Source organism: Methylobacterium sp. Leaf469, assembly GCF_001424745.1.
Taxonomy (GTDB): domain Bacteria; phylum Pseudomonadota; class Alphaproteobacteria; order Rhizobiales; family Beijerinckiaceae; genus Methylobacterium.
Window position 1 is genome coordinate 56,611 of sequence record NZ_LMRE01000003.1, and the last position, 18,120, is coordinate 74,730.

General features: G+C 69.7%; 11 protein-coding genes. 5 read left to right on the forward strand and 6 right to left on the reverse strand.

The window, feature by feature from the left end:
• Nucleotides 1–120: 120 nt before the first annotated feature.
• A complete protein-coding gene (locus tag ASG60_RS04775) occupies nt 121–1,245 on the reverse strand; it encodes an MlaE family lipid ABC transporter permease subunit (protein WP_244472916.1) in 1,125 nt (374 codons plus the stop codon).
• 65 nt (nt 1,246–1,310) lie between these two features.
• Nucleotides 1,311–2,537 carry an MFS transporter gene (locus ASG60_RS04780; RefSeq protein ID WP_056384380.1) on the reverse strand — a complete coding sequence of 409 codons (1,227 nt, stop codon included), beginning with the start codon at nt 2,535–2,537 and terminating at the stop codon, nt 1,311–1,313.
• Nucleotides 2,538–2,676: 139 nt separating this feature from the next.
• On the opposite strand from ASG60_RS04780, the gene ASG60_RS04785 reads away from it, so the two are divergent.
• Nucleotides 2,677–3,663 carry a hypothetical protein gene (locus ASG60_RS04785; RefSeq protein ID WP_056384381.1) on the forward strand — a complete coding sequence of 329 codons (987 nt, stop codon included), beginning with the start codon at nt 2,677–2,679 and terminating at the stop codon, nt 3,661–3,663.
• Between the two features lie 78 nt (nt 3,664–3,741).
• A complete protein-coding gene (locus tag ASG60_RS04790; protein ID WP_056261113.1) occupies nt 3,742–4,182 on the forward strand; it encodes a DUF1489 domain-containing protein in 441 nt (146 codons plus the stop codon).
• Nucleotides 4,183–4,239: 57 nt separating this feature from the next.
• Here ASG60_RS04790 and ASG60_RS04795 read toward each other — a convergent pair whose 3' ends face one another.
• The gene (locus tag ASG60_RS04795; RefSeq protein WP_056384382.1) at nt 4,240–12,243 is read right to left on the reverse strand and encodes a hypothetical protein; all 8,004 of its coding nucleotides are present in this window, start codon (nt 12,241–12,243) and stop codon (nt 4,240–4,242) included.
• A gap of 286 nt (nt 12,244–12,529) precedes the next feature.
• On the opposite strand from ASG60_RS04795, the gene ASG60_RS04800 reads away from it, so the two are divergent.
• Together ASG60_RS04800 and ASG60_RS04805 are read left to right on the forward strand one after the other, a co-directional pair.
• Nucleotides 12,530–12,841 carry an Hpt domain-containing protein gene (locus ASG60_RS04800; protein ID WP_056384383.1) on the forward strand — a complete coding sequence of 104 codons (312 nt, stop codon included), beginning with the start codon at nt 12,530–12,532 and terminating at the stop codon, nt 12,839–12,841.
• A 196-nt stretch (nt 12,842–13,037) separates the two neighbouring features.
• On the forward strand, nt 13,038–13,358 hold the full coding sequence (locus ASG60_RS04805) for a 2Fe-2S iron-sulfur cluster-binding protein (RefSeq protein WP_056384384.1): 321 nt from the start codon (nt 13,038–13,040) through the stop codon (nt 13,356–13,358).
• Here ASG60_RS04805 and ASG60_RS04810 read toward each other — a convergent pair.
• Both ASG60_RS04810 and ASG60_RS04815 read right to left on the reverse strand, forming a co-directional pair.
• Nucleotides 13,327–13,800, reverse strand: a complete 474-nt coding sequence (locus tag ASG60_RS04810) for a VOC family protein (protein ID WP_082531610.1) — start codon at nt 13,798–13,800, stop codon at nt 13,327–13,329. The two genes, ASG60_RS04805 and ASG60_RS04810, sit on opposite strands and share 32 nt — an antisense overlap.
• A complete protein-coding gene (locus ASG60_RS04815; protein WP_056384385.1) occupies nt 13,797–14,972 on the reverse strand; it encodes a VWA domain-containing protein in 1,176 nt (391 codons plus the stop codon). Before ASG60_RS04815 ends, ASG60_RS04810 begins: the two co-directional genes overlap by 4 nt.
• A 289-nt stretch (nt 14,973–15,261) precedes the next feature.
• Here ASG60_RS04815 and ASG60_RS04820 point away from each other — a divergent pair, with 289 nt between their 5' ends.
• The gene (locus ASG60_RS04820) at nt 15,262–15,696 is read left to right on the forward strand and encodes a hypothetical protein (protein WP_056167519.1); all 435 of its coding nucleotides are present in this window, start codon (nt 15,262–15,264) and stop codon (nt 15,694–15,696) included.
• Between the two features lie 4 nt (nt 15,697–15,700).
• On the opposite strand, the gene ASG60_RS04825 is transcribed toward ASG60_RS04820, so the two are convergent.
• Nucleotides 15,701–17,815, reverse strand: coding sequence for a TonB-dependent receptor (locus tag ASG60_RS04825; RefSeq protein ID WP_056384406.1), 2,115 nt, complete (start codon nt 17,813–17,815; stop codon nt 15,701–15,703).
• Nucleotides 17,816–18,120: the final 305 nt, after the last annotated feature.

Genomic DNA, 18,120 nt, shown 5'->3' on the forward strand with positions numbered 1-18,120 from the left:
ACGACCTTCGAGCCGAACCCGACGACGAGGTCGCGGACGCGGATGATCGCGTCCGGCTCTGTGCCGGCTACGTGTTCACGGGTCGGCCGCTCGGCCTGGGCGCGTTCGGTCTGCACAGGGTCAGAAATCGATTGCCGCGAAGAAAACAGCGAAGAGTCCATCGAGGACGATGACCATGAAGATTGACTTCACGACTGAGGCCGTGACGTGGCGCCCGAGGGATTCGGCCGAGCCTTCCACGGCAAAGCCCTCGATGGTCGCGATGATTCCGATGATCAATGCCATGAACGGCGCCTTGATCAGCCCCACGGCAACGTGGTGGAACGACACCGCCACCTGCAGCCGGGCGAGGAAAGCTTCCGTGGTCATGCCACCGTAGAGCGCCGCCGTCAGGCCGCCGCCGGCGAGCGCTGCGAGGGATGCGAGAAAGGCGAGGATCGGCAGCCCGACCACGAGGGCGAGGATACGCGGGACGATGAGGATCTCGATGGGATCGAGGCCCATGACCCGGAGGGCGTCGACCTCCTCGCGCATCCGCATCGAGCCGATCTCGGCGGTGAAGGCCGAGCCGGAGCGGCCCGCCACCATGATCGAGGTGAGAAGCACGCCGAGCTCGCGCAGGATGAGGAGCCCGATGAGGTTGACGACGAAGCTCTGCGCCCCGAAGCGCTGGAGCTGGAAGATGCCCTGCTGGGCGACGATGCCGCCGACGAGGAACGAGATGAGGACGATGATCGGCACGCCCCGGAAGGCGACCTGATCGAGCTGGTTGACGAAGGCGGTTCCGCGGAACGTCCCGGGCCGGGCCGCGACCCGGATGCAGGCGGTGACGACTTCCCCGAAGAAGGCGAGACCGGCGACGAGGTCGGAGCGGGCGCCGACCACGCGCTTGCCGAGGTCGTGCAGGAAGCCGAACATCCGGCCGCGCCGTGCCAACACGGGCTCGGCCGCGGGCAGCTTGACCTCGCCCAGGAGAATTCGGTGTTCGGGGCTGGCACCCGCGTAGGCGAGGCGCCCGCCCGCGGCCTCGATCTCCGACCGGGTCCGCTCCAGGACCCAGGCCCCGAGGGTATCGAGGCGGGTCACCCCCGTCAGGTCGACGACGACGGAGCCCCTCTCGGCATCGCGAAAAATTCCCGCGGCGGCGGCCTCCACGGCGTTGCCCTGGTCGACGGTCCAGCGCCCGCGCAGGGCGATGCGTCCACCCGTGAGGGCGGAGGCGTCGGCGACGTCCGGGTTCGGCAGGGTCTCAGCGGTCGGCACGACACGCCACTCCGTTACTCGCGTTCCCCGTTCCTCACAGGTTAGGGTTACGCAATCGTATCCGGGTGCTGGCCCACAAAGGCGGCGCTGTGAAGACGCTGCCGCTGCGCGAGGCGCGCGGCGCGTGCCGTCAGGCACAGGCCGATCACTGCCAGCGGCGCCATGAGGCCGAAGGCGAGGGGTCCACCGCCATGCCCGTAGGCGAGCCCGCTTGCGAGGGTGGCGCAGGCCGACGCCAGGGCGTTGGTGGCGCTGAGCGTCCCCTGCGCCCGTCCGCGCGCGCCCTCTGGGGCGAAGCGCGACACCGCCGCCATGGCGCCGAGCTGGGTCGCACCGAAGCTGAAGCCGTGCAGGGTCTGCAGGACGACGACCGCCCCGAGGGTATCGCCATAGAACGCCATGCCGATCGCGCGCACGGCACCCGCGGCGGCCCCGAGGCCGAGCAGGCGGAACGGCGTTCGCCACCCCGCCGGACACAAACCGATGCCGGCGAACAGAACGATCTCGGCCAGCACGCCGATGGCCCACAGGGCTCCGATCCAGGCCACGGGAAACCCACTGAGACTCCAGTGGATGCTGGCAAAAGCGTAGAGCGCGGCATGGCTCGCCTGGATCGCCGCTCCGGCCGCGATGGTGAGCCAGAGAAGGCGGGGCAGGGGAACACGCGTCGCCTTCGTACGCGGGACGGCCGCCGTGGGAAGTTCGAGGCGGACACCCGCGCACACCGCCGCCGCCAGCAGGGCGAGGGCGGTGGTGAGGAGCGGCACGGCGAGCCGCTCGCCGAGAACCCCCAAGGCCGCACCACCGGCGAGGTTGGCGGCGAGAAAGGCGATGGAACCGGCCATGCGGATCCGGGCGTAGTCGAGGCGGGCGCTGCGGCGAACGGCGGCGAGCGTCAGGTAGTCGATGCTCGGCACCAGGGGGGCGCCGGCCGCCGCGTTCAGCGCGATGAGGAGCGCGAGCACCGGCCAGCCGAGCGCCGCGCCGGCCGGCATCAGGGCGTAGGTGGCCGCCAAGGCGAGACTTCCCGCCACCAGGAGGGCGCGCGCACCGACGCCCCGGTCGATGAGTCCGACGAGGGGGGCGGTGGCGACGATCTTGACCGCGATGGGCAGGGCGAGGAGCACGCCGATGATCCCGGCCTCGAGGCCGAGGGCGTTGAGCCAGACGGGCATGAACGGCATGGCGATGCCGATCTCGACGAAGACCACGGCGTAGAGGCTCGCGAGCCGGAACGGGTTCGGCTCCGGTGGCGTGGCGGTGGCGTGGGGCACGTTGGCTCGGGGCCGCGAGAAGATTTGGGGACAGATCGGACCCGTAAAGCCCGCGTTAAAACCATCGTGTCAATCGTTCGGAATGTCTGTGGCCCCGATCGAACACCGGGGGTGCAGCAACCCGAGGACCCGGATCTACATGTCGCGTTCCCGCTCGCTGACGTCCATCGACGTTTCGGAATACGATCGCATCGAGACGGCGATGTCCGAGAGCGCACGGGGGCGCTGGTTCCTCGACGAATACGCCCGGCGCACGCGGGGCGAAGACACTCAGTCCGTCCTGGGCGCCATCGCACGCCTCGAAGCCGTCGTCACCCAGGAGCGCGACGGGTCCCAGGTCGGGCGCATGCGCGGCGACCTCCTCGACATGGCCAACGCCATCGCCCGCACCAAGGCGGAGATCGTCGCCCTCGGCACGCCGGACCACGAGAACAGCCGCCTCGGCATCGCCTCCGTGGCCCTCGACGCCATCGTGCGCTCCACGGAGCGGGCGACCTCCGACATCCTGAGCGCCGCCGAGGACGTTCAGGAGGCCGCCTGGACATTGCGGGAATCGGGCTCCGACGCGGCGCTCTGCGATGCGCTGGACCAGCGCGCCACCGAGATCTACACGGCCTGCTCGTTCCAGGATCTCACGGCGCAGCGCACGGCACGCATCATCCACACCCTGCGCTACCTCGAAGAGCGGGTCGCCGCGATGATGGCGATCTGGGGCGATAGTCTCGAGGCGGTGCCGCCCGCCCCCGGTGAGTCCAATCCTGCCGAGCCCCTCGATCTGTCGCAGAGCGACGTCGACCGTTTCATCGATGAGCCGGTCGCCGCGCAGCCTGCCCCCGCAGCGGTCGCGGAATCCGTTTCCGAGGTCCCCGCTGAACCGACGGCAATGGCCGAAAGCGCTGCCGCCACGCCCTCTTCGGAGACGGCCGCCGACGCGACGCAAGGCGACGCAATGGCTGATCCGTCGGACGAAATCCTCGTGGAGGAGACCGCCGAAGACGAGATCCCCGAAGACGAGATCCCCGAGGAGGAGCGCGTCGTAGACGGGGCCCCGAAGAAGGACATCGCCGCCGCGTTCGCCGATATCGACAGCCTTTCGGACGAGGAGAAGCGCGCACTGTTCTCGTGAGGGTGCGGCGTCGCGACCACGGCTTTTCTCGTCCCAACCAGGGTTCACGAACCGTCGGATCCGATTAGGAGAGCGGGCATGGCTCTCCACCTCCTGAAGCTGTGCGTCGGTCCCGCCTCCATCGCGGAGCTCGAAGCCCGGATCGCCCAGACCCGCGCCGACGCCCTGGCACAGGCGCGCGACCCGGCACCCGCCCATGTCACCCGCATGGTTCCGACCCGCATGTCCGAGATCCTCGGCGGCGGTTCGATCTATTGGGTGATCAAGGGCACACTCGCCTGTCGGCAGACCATCGCGGCGATCGCACCGTTCACCGGTGCCGACGGTATCGGCCGCTGCCGCCTCGTCCTCGATCCCGTGGTTGTTCCGGTCTCGCCGCGCCCGTGCCGCCCATTCCAGGGCTGGCGCTATCTCAAGGCCAACGACGCTCCGGCCGATCTCGACGCAGCGACGGCCGACGGTCTGGCGGAAATGCCGGATGCACTCCGCCGCGAACTGGCCAGCCTCGGTCTCATCTGACGCCGTCGGGATACCGAGCCCCCTCCGCCCCAGAATGGGGGAAGGGGGTCCGGTGCCCTACGCTCCGTCGAAGCGTCCGCTGGCATGGGCCAGCATCGTGTAGACCTTGCCGGTCTCCGAGGTGAGGTAGGCGTCGGCGCGCTTCGAATCGCGGTCGTTCTTGGAAACGTCCGCCATCAGGCGTTCGAACTCCGCGACGTAGCGGTCCACGGTGCGTCGGAAATCGGCATCCCCGGCGTAGCGGCGGCGGACCTCCTCGAAGGTCTGGCGCCCCTGCGCGGTGTAGATGCGGCGGTCGAACAGGTTCGCCTCACCCCGGCGATAGCGCTCCCACAGATCCACGGCCGTGCGGTGGTCGATCATCTTGGCGATGTCGGCCGAGATGGTCTCCAGAGCCGTGCGCCCACGCTCGGCCGCCGCCTTGGCCTCGGGGGACCCCTTCTCCGGTGAAGGTTTGGTTCCGGCGGTGGCCTGAGATTCGGATTCGGACTCGTCGCCATCATCATCGAGGGATGCTCGGGTCAGGAGGTCCGAGAGCCAACCACGGTCTCCCGCCTTGGCACCGTTGGCCTGCGCACGCTGTGCCTCGCCCGTGCGGGCGGCAACGTTGGCGGGCCGACCGGCGGGTGCCGGCACGATGGTCATGGTCTGCCCCGGCTTCGGCGCGGCCGCAGCGGGTGTCCGAGCGGGGGCGACCGGTGCGGGAGAGACCGGTGCCTTGGCTGGGGCAACCGGCGCCGGAGCGGGCGGAGCCGCGGACGGCCGGGCGACATCGACACCGCGATCGGTGCGGGCGACGAGGGTGGTCAGCTCGCCCAGGGCCTTGATCTGATCCGAGACGACCCGGCGCATCTCGCCGGTGGCGTCCTGCGTCTCGCGCGGCAGGTCGAGGACACCGCGCTGGATCTCGGCGCGGGTGGCGTCGAGCTCGCGGCGGATTTCGCTCGCCATCTCGCGCAGGCCGGCCACGGAATCACCAAAGCGCCCCGAGGCCGTCTCGAACACCGCCGTCATCTCGCGGGACGCCGCGTCGATGGCGGCACGCACGCCCTGCGCCGTCCGCTCGCCCTCGCTGTCGGCGCCAGACCGCAGGCCCTCGAACGCCTCGACGACACGGGCGCCGGCGCCCTTCGCAGTCTCGGCCAGACCGGTGCCGATGGCGCGGGCTCGCTCCTCCGCGGTCCGCAGGGTCTGCTCGATCAGTGCATCGAAACGGGCGGTCTCGGCTTCCAGGGAACCCGAGCGTTCGTCGATCCGGGCGAGCACGCCCTCGATGGCGCCGCCGCGCGCCGCCAGAACCTCGGAGAGGCGACCTTCGGCCGTCTCAAGGGATCCGGCCGCGCCCGTGAGGGCCGCTGCATGGGTCCGTCCGAGATCTCCCAGGGACCGGCCGCTGGCGTCGAGCGACGCGGCGAGTTCGGCCGCATCACGCAGGGCACCCTGCGCGACGGACTTGAGCTCGTCGACCTGCTCGGCGACGCCGCGGCTCGCCCGTTCGGTCTCGCTGGCGATGGCGCCCAGGGCTTCCTGGACCTGCTCGATGCGGGCCGCGAGACCCGTCTCGATGGCGCCGAGGTTTTCGCCCGCCCCCGCCAGGAGTTCGGCCAGGGCCGCATTGGCGCCCTCGACACGCTGCAGGACGCTGCCGACGTCGTGACGCAGGGCGTCGTTGGCCTGCGTGAGGGTGGCGATGGCGCGCGAGGCGCCCCCGTCGATGGTCGCCAGCAGAGCTTCGGCCGAGGCCTGCGAACGGGCTTCGAGTTCGTCCGTACGCTGGCGGATCGCCTCCACGAGGGGTGTGCCGGTCTCGGCGAGGGCCCGCTCGAGGGCTTGGCCTCGCTCGGACAGAGCTTCGACCAACGATGCGGCCGGGCCATCGACGACGGCGCGGAGGCGATCGGACTGTGCCGCGAGAGCCTCGATCACGTGCGAACCGCGTCCGTCGAGGGTCTCGACGAGGCTGCCGCCGCGCTCCTCGATGGCGCGGGTGATGGTCTCGGCGCTCGCAGCGAGGCGCTGGGCCAAGGACTGGCCCCGTGCCTCGACGAGGGCGGCGAGCGCCGTGGAACGGCGGTCGAACGCTTCCGTCATCGTCGCATTGCGACCGTCGATGAGGGCCGCGACGGCCTCGTTGCGCTGATCCAGTGCTGAGGCAAGGGCGGCGGCATGGGCTTCGGCGGCGGCGGCATGACGACCGACCCGCTCGTCGAAGGCGGACAGCATGGCGGCACTTCGCTCGTCGACCAGGGTCGCATAGGCGTCCTGACGATCGTCAAAGGCAGCGGCCAGGGCGTCGCCACGCGACGCGACCAGGGAGGCGAACACCTTCATGCGGCTGTCGATACGGCTGGTGAAGGCTTCGCTGCGGGCATCGACGGCCTGGGTGAGGGCCGCGCCCTGCGTTTCGATGGTCCGGGCCAGGCCGGCGGCACGACCGGAAATCAGCGAATCCAGGGCGCCGAGGCGCTCGTCGAACACCGTCGCGAGGGCCTGGGTCCGGGTATCCACCTGGAGGGTGAGGGCGCCGGAACGGCTCTCCACAACTCCATCGAGGCGGGCGAGGCCCTCGTCGAACAGGGCCGCGAGGGTGCGGGTGCGCTCCTCGACCCGATCGGTGAGCGAACCGGCACTCTCACCGACCAGCCCGTCGAGGGCCTTCATGCGCTCGTCGAACAGTCCGACGAGAGCCTGGGTGCGGGCATCGATCCGATCGGTCAGCGTCTCGGCGCGGCTGTCGACGAGACCGTCGAGGGCCGTGAGCATCTCGTCGAACAGGGCGCGCAGGCCCTGGGTCCGGATGTCGACGGCCTCGGCCAAGCGCGTGCCGCGTCCCTCGACCAGGTCGTCGAGATGTCCGAGGCGGGTGTCGAACAGCGTCGTCAGCGTCTGGGTGCGCGCGTCGATCGCGTCGGTGACCTGTGCGCCGCGCCCGTCCACGATCTGGGCGAGGAGGTCGATCCGGTGATCGAACATGGCCGCCAAGCTGCGGGTCCGGCCGTCCACGCTCTCCGCGAGGCCGCCGCTGCGGCGCTCCACGAGGGTGTCGAGCTCGCCGATCCGGGCGTCGAACAAGGCGGAGATGGACTGAACACGCCCCTCGAGTGCCGTGGCGAAGCCGCCGGCATCCTGTGCGACCAGGGCGTTGATCTGCTCGATCCGGCCGTCGAACAGAGCAGCGAGCGCCTCCGTGCGGGTATCGAGGGCCTGACCGATCTGGCGGCCGCGACCGTCCACGAGATCCGAGAGACCGCCGAGGTGCTCGTCGAACAGGCTCGCAAGGGCGCGGGTGCGCTCGTCGAGAGCCTGGGACACCTGCGCGCCGCGTCCGTCCACCAGGGCATCAAGGCCGCTGAGACGCTCGTCCAGGAGCGTGGCCATGGTCTTCGTACGGGCGTCGATGGCGTCGGCGACCTGGGCGCCACGTCCTTCGACGATCTGTCCGAGGAGACCGATGCGGTGATCGAACAGCGCGGCGAGATCGCGGGCACGGCCGTCCACCGACTCGGCAAAGCCGCCGGTGCGGCGCTCGACCAGGCTGTCGAGCTCACCGATGCGGCTGTCGAACAGGCTGCCGAGGGCGGCGATGCGCTGCTCGACGGCCGCGATCAGGCTCGAGTCGTCCTGGTTCGCGATGGCGTTGAGCTGGCCGAGACGGGCGTCGAACGTCGTCGCGAGGGCCTGGGTGCGGGCCTCGACGGCATCGGCGAGGCCTGCGCCGCGCTGCTCCACGACCTCGTCCAGATGGCCGATACGCTCGTCGAAAAGGGCCGCGATGGCCTGGGTCCGGGCATCCACGGCGCCCGCGGCGCTGCCGAGGCTCGCCTCGATGGTCTCGACGAGGCGGCGGCCGCGCTGGTCGAGGTTGTCCTGCAAGGGCGCCAGGCGATCCTCGAAGCTCGTGCCGAGGACCTGGGCATGGCTGTCGAGAAGCGCGCGGATCTCGCCCGTGCGATCGTCGAGGAGCTGGTGGACCGTACGCACGCCCTCGTCGAGGAGCGAGCTGATGTCGAGGGTGCGCCCGTCGAGGGTGCGCCCGAGACGGTTTTCGCCTTCGCCGAGAAGCCGGTCTGCTTCCGCCACGACTTCGCGCAGGCGAGCGAGGATGGTCTCGCCGCGGGTCTCCAGGAGGGTGCCGAGGGCGTTGGTGCCGGAATCGAGCAGGCGGGCGAGCTCGGTGATGCGACCCCCGAGGGCTCCGAACACGGCACGGCCCTTCTCGTCGAGCTCGCTGCCCATGGCGGCGGTGCGCTCGTCGATAAGGCTGACGAGGTGATCGGTCCGCTCGGAGAAGGCGTCGCGGAGGCTCTGGGCCTGCTGGGACAGGGCCGCATTGGCTCCACCCGTGCGCTCGACGATCATGTCGACGAGTTCGCGGGTGCGGGCGGCGAGGTCTTCGTCCACCGCGCGGGTGCGGCTCTCGATGAGGCGGATCGCCTCCAGGGCCTGGGTGCCGAAGGCTTCGTCGATGAGGCGGCCGCGCTCTTCCAGGGTGGCGCTGATCACTTCGAGGCGGGTCAGAATGCCCGAATCGAAGCGCGTCGCGCCGTCATCGAGGCGCTGGACCAGTTCCCGGGTCTGGACGTCGAGGTGGCTGGTGATCTCGGTCGCGCGCGCGCCGAGGGTATCACCGAGGCTGAGGCTGCGGGCGGCGATGTCCTGCGCCATGGTATCGGCGCGGGCGTCGAGGGTCTCGACGAGGTCGCGTCCACCCTCGGTCATGATCCGCGCCATCTCGGCCGTGCGCAGGATCAAGGCTTCGTTGAGGGCGGTGGCACGCGAGCCGAGCTGGCCGTCGATATGGGTGATGAGGTGCGAGAAGGTCTCGCCGATCTCGGCGGTGCGCTTGATGCCGCGCTCCTCGAGGGCACCGAGCTGGGTCTCCACTGCCTCGCGGGCCTCCCGGGTGCGCTCGGCGATGGTCTCGGCCACGGCTTGGCCGCGCACGGAGATGATCCGGTCCATCTCCTCGAGCTGGCCGCCGACGCTCTGCGACAGGGACGTCGTATCGCGGGCGATGCGCTCAGCAATGATGTCACCCCGCGCGATGGTGTCCTGAAGCGCGGCGAGGCGATCGGTGAAGACCGTTTCGATGGCATCGGCCCGAGCCTTCGTGGTCTCGTCGAAGCGCTCGCCCGATGCGCCGAGGGCCTCGCTGACCCGTGCGCTCTGGGCGGTGATGGCGAGGGTGATGTCGCGGCCGGCCAGGGTGAGCTGCGAATGGGCGTCGTGCGTGTGGGCGGCGATGAGCTCGCCGAGGGTTCGGCCGTGGTTGCCGAAGGCGACTTCGACGTCGCGAACGCGGGCTTCCAGGCTGCCACCGATTCCCTGAGCGGCGCGATCGATGACGCCGGCGGCCTCGTCGGCGCGCGCAGCCAACTCGGCGTTGATTTCCTCGAGGGTCCGGCGCAGGGCCGCCACGGAGGCTTCGGTGCGGCCGGCGACGGTGTCACCGGTGCCCTCGGCGAGCTGGCCGAGCAGGGCGGCGGCCTGTTCGGTCCGGCTCGACAGCGCATTGGCATTGGCGGCGAGGCGGCGCTCGAAGATCTCGACGGCCTCCACGGTGCGGGCTTCGAGTTCGCCCGTGGCGCCGGCGGCGGAGCGGCGCAGGGATCGTGCGGCCTCGGCCGCGCAGGCGCCGAGCGCGACGGTGATCTCTTCGGCGCTGCGGCGCAGGGTCTCGGTCGCCTCCAGGGTCTGGGCCCCGAACTGACCATCGAGTGTCGCGGCGGTGGCTTGGAGTGCCGAAACCGTCTGACCGGTGCGGGCCTCCAGGGCGTGCCCGAGCTCGGCCAAGAGGCGCTCGACTTCGGCCGTCGCCGCGTGGGTCCGCTCGGTGATGAGACCGCCGGCCCGATCACCGGCGAGGGCAAGGGCGCTCTCGAGGCTGCCACCCTGAACGGTGACGGTGTCGTGCAGGCGGCCAGCCACGGCCTCGATCCGGGAGGCCAGGGCGCCGCCGCTCGCGTCGATGCCGGCCGCGAGGCCGTCGACGGAACTGACGAAACGCTGGCGCAGGGTCTCGCTGCGGGCATCGAAGACCTCGATCAGGCCATCTGTGCTCCGGTTGAGGCTCGCTTCGGCCTCACGACCACGCGTCTCGATGAGTTCGGCGACGCCGACGCCCTGGACCGCCAGGGTTTCGTGCAGTCGTCCCGTCACCGTCTCGATGCGCTCGGCGAGGGCGCCGCCGCGCGCGTCGATGTCGCCGGTGATCCCTTCGACCGCGCGGGCCAGGCTGTCGCGCACGGATCCGGCGCGGGAATCGAGGGTTTCGATGAGGCCGCTGGCCGTCAGGGCGAACCCGGCCTGGGCATCGCGGCCGCGGGCCTCGATGAGGTCCGCGATGCCGGTGCCCTGGACCGCCAGGGTCTCTCGCAGCCGACCCGTGACCGTATCGATGCGCTCCGCCAGAGCGCCGCCGTTGCGGTCGACGAGGGCGGTCGCCTCCTCGATGGAACGAACCAGGCCGTCGCGCAGGGCGTCGGCCCGCGCTCCGAACGTCTCGATGACGCCGCCGGTCGCCTGGGCCAGACGCTCCTCGGCCTCACGGCCGCGCGCCAGGATGGCATCGGACACGCCATCGCCGATGGTCGCGATGTCCCGGGTCAGGGTCGAGCCCGTGGCGGCGAAGTGTGCGCGCAAGGCGTCGCCGGTCTCGGCGAAGCGGGCGGTGATCTCACCGCCGGTGGTGGAGAACTGAGCGGTCAGCTCACCGCCGCGCGCCAGGAAGGCGCTCTCGAGCCCGCGGGCGGATTCCTCGAAGGTCCTGCGGACCTCGCTGCCCTCGCGGTTCAGGGTTTCGATTACCTCGGCACCGGTCTGGGCGAGGGTGCGTGCGACATCGCCGGCGTTGGTGGCCAGCGTCGTGGTGAGGAGCCCGCCGGTGCGCTCGAAGGCGCGGGTGACTTCCTCGGCCCGGCTCTCCAGGGATTGGGTCAGCGTGTTGCCGACATCCGTCAGGCTGCCGCGCACGCCTTCGCTGGTGGCGGCGAGGCGTTGGACGAGGTCGTCGCCCCGATCGGTCACGAGACCGACGACGCGGTCGCCGGCCAGGGCGAGCGCCGACGTGATGGCGTCGCCGCGGTCGCCGAGTGCCGTGGTGATGGCGTGCCCGCGCGCATCGAGGGCGCCGGTGACGCGCTCGCCGGCGCCGGTGACGGCGGCGACGATCCGCTCTGCGGCCCCGTCGAGTTCCTGCGTCAGGTTCTGGTGCGAGCCCGTGATCGCTCCGCGGACGCGCTCTGCGTTGGCGACGATGGATTCGCGCTGGGCGACGAGCTCGTCGACCAGGGACCGTATGCGGATCTCGTTCTCCGAGTACGCACGCTCCAGGGTGGCGATCTCGCCACGCACCAGGGTCTCGAGTTCGCCGGCGCGGGCAAGCGCCCGCTCGACACCGTCGCCCACGGCCGCCACTTCGCGGCGAACGGTCTGCGACATGGTCAGCACGGCGTCGGTCGAGAAGTTCTCCGGCTCGGCCAGGCGAATGGCGACTTCACCCACGGCGCGAGCGACGAGACGCATTTCCTGCGCCCGCACGGCCAGCATCGCCATGATCGAGAACAGGACCACGGGTCCGACGAGGGCGGTGGCCGCCACCGCCGACTGGAGCGCCGTGAGGCCCTGCGCGTAGGTCTTCAGATCACCGCCGGACTGGATCCAGGCCAGGGCGAGAAGGCTCGCGAACCACACGGCCGATGCGACGGCCGCGACGACGTAGGGCATCGGAGAAGGCCGAACCCGCAGGGTCTGCTGCAGGATGCCGATGTTCTGGCGATCGTCGTTGGCGACCAGCGAGCGGTCCGGGGGCAGCAGCCCACCTTCGCGGCGCGGGCGGGCGCGGTCCGGCGGCGGAAGGTCGGACGCCAGGGGCTCGTCGAGGCGGGGCGGGCGGTTACGACCACTCGGATCGAGAAGCGGATCGCCGTCACCGACGTCGGGCAGGCGCGGTTCGACGCGGTTCTCGGACGCGTCGGGCGTGAGCATGTCCAGGTTGAGGGCCTGCTCGATCGCGGACAGGGCTGCCTCCGCCGGATCCTTGAGCTTCTTTTCCGTGGCCATGCAACGCCTCGTTACCCGTATTCTCCCGCGTCGGCCGCACCCGGCGAAGGAGACACTTTTACCAATTTATCAAACGAACTTTAGACACCGGCGCCGGGGGCCGATACCCGACCGCCTGCGTCCGCCGCAAAAACCTTAACGGAATGGTTACCAAGCCCCGGGGCCGGCTTCCCGCCGTCGGCTTTATCCATGGGCCCGCAATGCTTAAACGCAAACCAAACCCGCGTCCGCGCCTGTGGATAGGGAAGCCCGGCCATCGCCGCCGCAGACGAATCGAAAGGTGCCCGTGCCGCCCATCGATCACGATCACCTCACCCGGCAGACGTCCGGCGACGCGGAACTCGCCCGTGAACTCCTGATGCTGTTCGCCGGTCAGTGTCACCGCCTCCTGTCGGAGATCGGCGATCCGGCCCGCACACGGGCCGAGCGCGCGGACCTCGCCCACACCCTGAAGGGTTCGGCCCTCGGCATCGGCGCCGTGTCCGTGGCGGCGGCGAGCGCGATGGTCGAGGATGCGTTGCGGAGCGACGGCGATCCGGCACTGGCGCCCCTGGCCGGAGCCGTCGCCGCGGCCCTGCGGGCGATCGCCGAGGTGTGAGCCGAGCGAACCCGCCGCAGTGTCCGGCATGGAACGGCGCGGCGTGTCCCGCGTAAGCGAAAGGTCGCCGGCGCCAGCGAGGGAATGATCGCCGGGTGTCGGCGAACGCTTGCATTCCGAGGCCTGCCCCTTCAAGGCAGACCTCGCGCCGCACAACCGACCACACACGCGTTGTACGAGCCCGGAGCCCCAATCGATGCCCAAGATCACCTACGTCGACCATGCCGGCACGGCCCGGACCGTGGAAGCCGACGTGGGATCGACCGTGATGGAAGCGGCGATCCGAAACAACGTGCCGGGGATCGACGCGGAATGCGGCGGCGCCTGCGCGTGCGCCACCTGCCACGTCTACGTCGACGGCGAATGGGCCGCCATCGTCGGGCCGGCAGAGGACATGGAGCAGGACATGCTCGATTTCGCCTCGGACGTGCGTACGACCTCGCGCCTGTGCTGCCAGATCCGGATCAAGCCGGAACTCGACGGCCTCACGGTGACGACGCCGGCGCGTCAGGGCTGAACGAGGGGCCGATCGGCCGGACCCCGAGGGTTTCGCACAGACGCACGAGATAACCGTCGGGGTCCTGAACCAAGACCTGGCGGAGGCCCGCCTCGACGTCGCCGACCCGGTACCAGGCGTCATGGACGTCCCGGAACAGCGGCCAGTCCTGAGCCGCCAGCCGTTCGAGCACGGGGACGAGGGCCGCGACGGTGATCTGTAGGTTGAGGCCTCGGCCGAGCGGTCGCTTCAGGTCGCCGACCGACCAGTTGCCGTTGACCCGGTTGAGCATGACCTGGGCACCCTCCCGTTCCAGGTAGGCGAACCCATCCTCCGGCCTCGAATAGACAACGGAAAAGTCGAGGGCATCGCACCAGAATGCGAGGCTCCGCCCGAGGTCGAAAACGTCGAGTTCCGGGACCAGTGCGGCGAACCCGCCGTGGGGAAGGCGATCGCGGGTCAACGCACCAGTTCGCGCATGGCGGCGTCGATCCCCTCAAGGTTCAGCGGGTACATGCGTCCGGCGAGGATCCGGCGGATCATGGTGATGGACTGAGTGTGGCCCCAATGTTCCGCGGGCACCGGATTCAGCCACACCGCCTTCGGAAACCGGTCCAGCAGTCGCCCGAGCCAGACCTCTCCGGATTCGTCGTTCCAGTGCTCCACGGAGCCACCCGGCGTCGCGATCTCATAGGGGCTCATGGAAGCGTCGCCGACGATCACAACACGGTAATCCGCCGGATAGGTCCGCAGCACTTCGAGCAGCGGCAGGGTCTCGTCGTGGCGGCGGCGGTTGTCCTTCCACACCCGCTCGTAGGGACAATTGTGGAAGTAGTAGTGCTCCACGTGCTTGAACTCGGACCGGGCCGCCGAGAACAGTTCTTCGGCCAGACCGATATGCCAATCCATCGACCCGCCGACGTCGAGGAAGAGCAGCACCTTCACGGCGTTGCGCCGCTCGGGCCGCAACTTCACATCGAGATAGCCCTTGGCGGCCGTCTCCCGGATCGTGCCGTCGAGATCGAGTTCCTCCGCCGCCCCGGTGCGGGCGAAGCGCCGGAGACGCCGTAGGGCCACCCGCATGTTGCGGGTGCCGAGTTCGACGCCGTCGTCGAGGTCGCGGAATTCGCGCTTGTCCCAGACCTTGACCGCGCGAAAGTTGCGGTTGCCGTCCTGGCCGATGCGGATGCCTTCCGGATTGTAGCCATAGGCGCCGAACGGCGAGGTCCCGCCGGTGCCGATCCATTTCGAACCGCCCTGGTGACGCTCCTTCTGCTCGGCGAGGCGCTGCTTCAGGGTTTCGAACAGCTTGTCCCAGCCGAGTGCCTTCAACTCGGCTTTCTCGTCGTCGGTGAGGTATTTCTCCGCGAGCTTGCGCAGCCATTCCTCCGGAATCGTGGAGGGCTCCGTCGCGGCGCCTACGGTCTCCAGCCCTTGGAAGACCGTGCCGAACACCCGGTCGAACCGATCGAGATGGCGTTCGTCTTTCACAAGGGCCGTCCGGGCCAGCAGGTAGAACGCGTCCACCCGCTTCTCCGCGAGATCGCGGTCGAGGGCCTCCAGGAGGGTGAGGAATTCCCGTAAGGTGACAGGAACCTTGGCCTCGCGCAGGGCGGTGAAGAACTGGAGCAGCATGCCGCGACAACGCGGCAAGGCTTGGTTCGGGTCAAGGCTTGGTTCGGGTCAAGGCTCGGTTCGGGTCAAGGCTCGGTTCCGGTCGAACGAATTGTCGGCGGCGCGCGGCATCCACAGCCGGCCGAGAAGTATGGGTAGAACCAGCGATTTCTGTGGGTAACCCGGACCTGGCCCCATGCAGCGGGACATGTCGCGTCACAGGAACGGAACACTTGCCCTGCAGCATCGCGGATGAGTTCGGACACGGTGTCGGAGCGAAACTTTCACGGCTCCATCGAGGGTGACCGCCATGGCACTCGTCCTGCACTCCCTCGGCGATTTCAAGCGCTTCCTCGCCGAGCCCGGCGCGACCATTCAGGTCGTGCGCAACACCTTCATGGACCGTCAGGGCCCCGCCCTGCGGGAGGCCTATCGTCAGAAGGGGATGTACGCGCCGCGCACGGTCCAGGCCCTGTCGAAGAAGGCGGCGGTGTTCGGGGTACAAGGGCACCCGACGACGATCTGGCTCTATTGGGATCGCGGCACCCGCCACTGGCGCTTCTCCGACGACACGGTGGCGATCCCGCTCCACACCGGCCTCGGTCCGCCCGACGAGATCGTCTATCGCTGCGGATACACCTCGGACGACGATGCGTCCGACCCGCCGGCCGAACACGATCCGGCGCATCAAGCCCCGACGCCGGTGCCGACGATGCCCGACCAGGGTCAGGGACAACTCCTCTGATCGATTAGAAGCGCGCCGTCAGGAAGATCCGCAGGTTGCGGCCCGGCAACAGGATCTCGTCTTTCTTGAACGAGGCCGAGTTGCGAATCCGATCGTCGAGGAGGTTGCGCCCCTGGAGGCCGAGGGTCACCTCGGTGGCACCGTAGAGGACGGGATCGAGGGGCTTGGTGTAGCTCACCTCGGCGCGCAGGTCGTCGAAGCCCGGCGTCATCGTCTCGATGGGGGCGACCTCCGTGTGAGCGAAGGCGTGGAGCAGGTTCACCCGGGCGAACCAACCGTCGGCGCGCACGAACACGCCGCCGCCGACACGGTGGGGCGGGATGCGCGGCACGAAGGTGCCGTCGTCGAACCGGGCGCGGACGAAATCGTACTGGGCGTCAAGGCCGGCCCAGCCGTTGCCCACGGGCAGGAGGTCGAGCTGCGCGCCGATCTCGGCGCCGTAGAAGGTCGCGTTGCGCTGGGAATAGACGATCTGTTGCAACTCGTCGTCGCTGCCGCATGAGGCGAAATCGTCGCCGCAGCGGCGTCCCGTGTCGCGCTTGTAGATGAAGCCGGTGTAGCGGGTGTAGTAGCCGGTGGCGTCGAGACGCAGCGGCCCCTCGGCCCGGCGAAGGCTGGCTTCCACGGTTCGGGCACGTTCCTTCTTCAGGGCGGCGTTGCCGATCTCGAAGGTCTCCGTCGCATCGTGGGCCCCGCGGGAATAGAGTTCGAAGGCCGTCGGCGCACGCTCGACGAAGCTCCCATTCAGGCTGGCGACGAACCCGTACGGCAGATCCTGCAGCGCACCGAAGCTGATGCTTTTCGGTGCGAATCGGCGGCGTCGCCCGTAGGACAGCGGGTCCTCGCCCTCGATCGGTCGATAGTCGCCGGGAAACTGGGTGGCGGTGCCCGCGGAGCGATCTCCCTCGATTCGGCCGGCGGCCTGGAAGCGCAGGCCGTTGCCCACGGCCAATTCCTCGAAGAGGTACACGGCGTTGCTGCGTGAATCCGTCGGCGCCAGCAGGCCACCCGCCTCGCCGGCGGTGCCGAGGGTGCGGCGTCCGGCTTGCAGACCGAGCGCCCCCGTCAGGGTCCCGAGGGCGGTGAAGACCGGCACGTGCTGGAACTCGACCCGGGCCTCCGCTTCCCGGTTCTTGAAGGTGGCCTGGATGCCGTCGCGGCCGTCCTCGCCGATCCCGGTTTCGTCGTGGCGATAGACGGACCCGCCGACCCAGAAGCGGATCGCCGCGATGGGACCGTCGAGGGGGCGGAACTCGCCGCGGGCCAGCAGGCGGTCCTGCCGCGGATCGAGGCGCGTGCGGTTCTCCGCCGCCGAACCGCCGGGGATCTGATAGAGCGCATCGTAGTGACTGTAGGACAGGCCGACGAAGCCACGGTCGCCGATGAACGACATTCCGACGGAGCCGCCCTGGGACTCGTTGGCGGAGTTGCGCTGGATGCCGAGCGGCGTGGCGTAGCTGTCCGCCGCCGTCCTGAACCCGTCGGCGTGAACCGCGACGTTGCCCGCTCCGGCATCCACCGTGACGGCGCCGAGACGACCGTTGTCGACGGTGGAATACCCCGTGGTTGCCGACCCGGAGATGCCGCGCTCGGGGACGAAGGTCGGGACGCGGTTGTTCTCGACGCTGACCACCCCGCCGATGGCCTGGGAGCCGAACCGGAGGGACGCCGGCCCCCGGATCACCTCGATCCGATTGGCCACCAGCGGATTGATGGGGACGCCGTGATCCTCGCCGAGTTCCGAGACGTCCTGGATGCCGACGCCGTTTTCCTGAATCCGGACCCGGTTGTTGTCGAGGCCGCGGATGATCGGACGGCTCGCGGCGCCGGGCGCGTAGGTCGAGGCCGAGATCCCGGGCCGGTCGGCGAGGGCGTCGCCCAGGGTCCGAGGCTGATCGCGGGCGATCTGGTCGGCGGTCACCACGGTGACGGGCGAGAAGGTGTTGGTCGCTACCGGCAGGATCCCGATTGGCGGCGCGGTAGCCAAGCCGTTGCCGCGAAGGGGGACGATGGGGCTCGGGGATGTGACGCTGAGTTCGGACAGCGTCGTCTCGGCCTGCTGGGCCATGGCACCGGAGGACGCGAGGCCAGCACCGGCGATGACCGTTCCTGCGAGCATGCTCTTCGAGAAACCGGACCGCATCACGCCTCGCACGATAAATGTTATGTTGTTTCATTGCGCGAACGGAATAACGTTACAAGAGAAACGTGGTCACCCTCGGCGAGCGTCGCCCATCTGTTGCACCGATGCATCAGCTGCCGACGCGGCAGGGTCCTTTTCGACACCGCATGCCGGCTCGAGATCGTAGATTCGGCCCTTTCCGCACGAGCGCCGGTAGCCGGAATCATGCGTCGGACGCTGTGACGCGCGTGCAGTGCGGAACCGGTGAACCACCGTGGGCATTGCGCCTGCATGCCCGACTC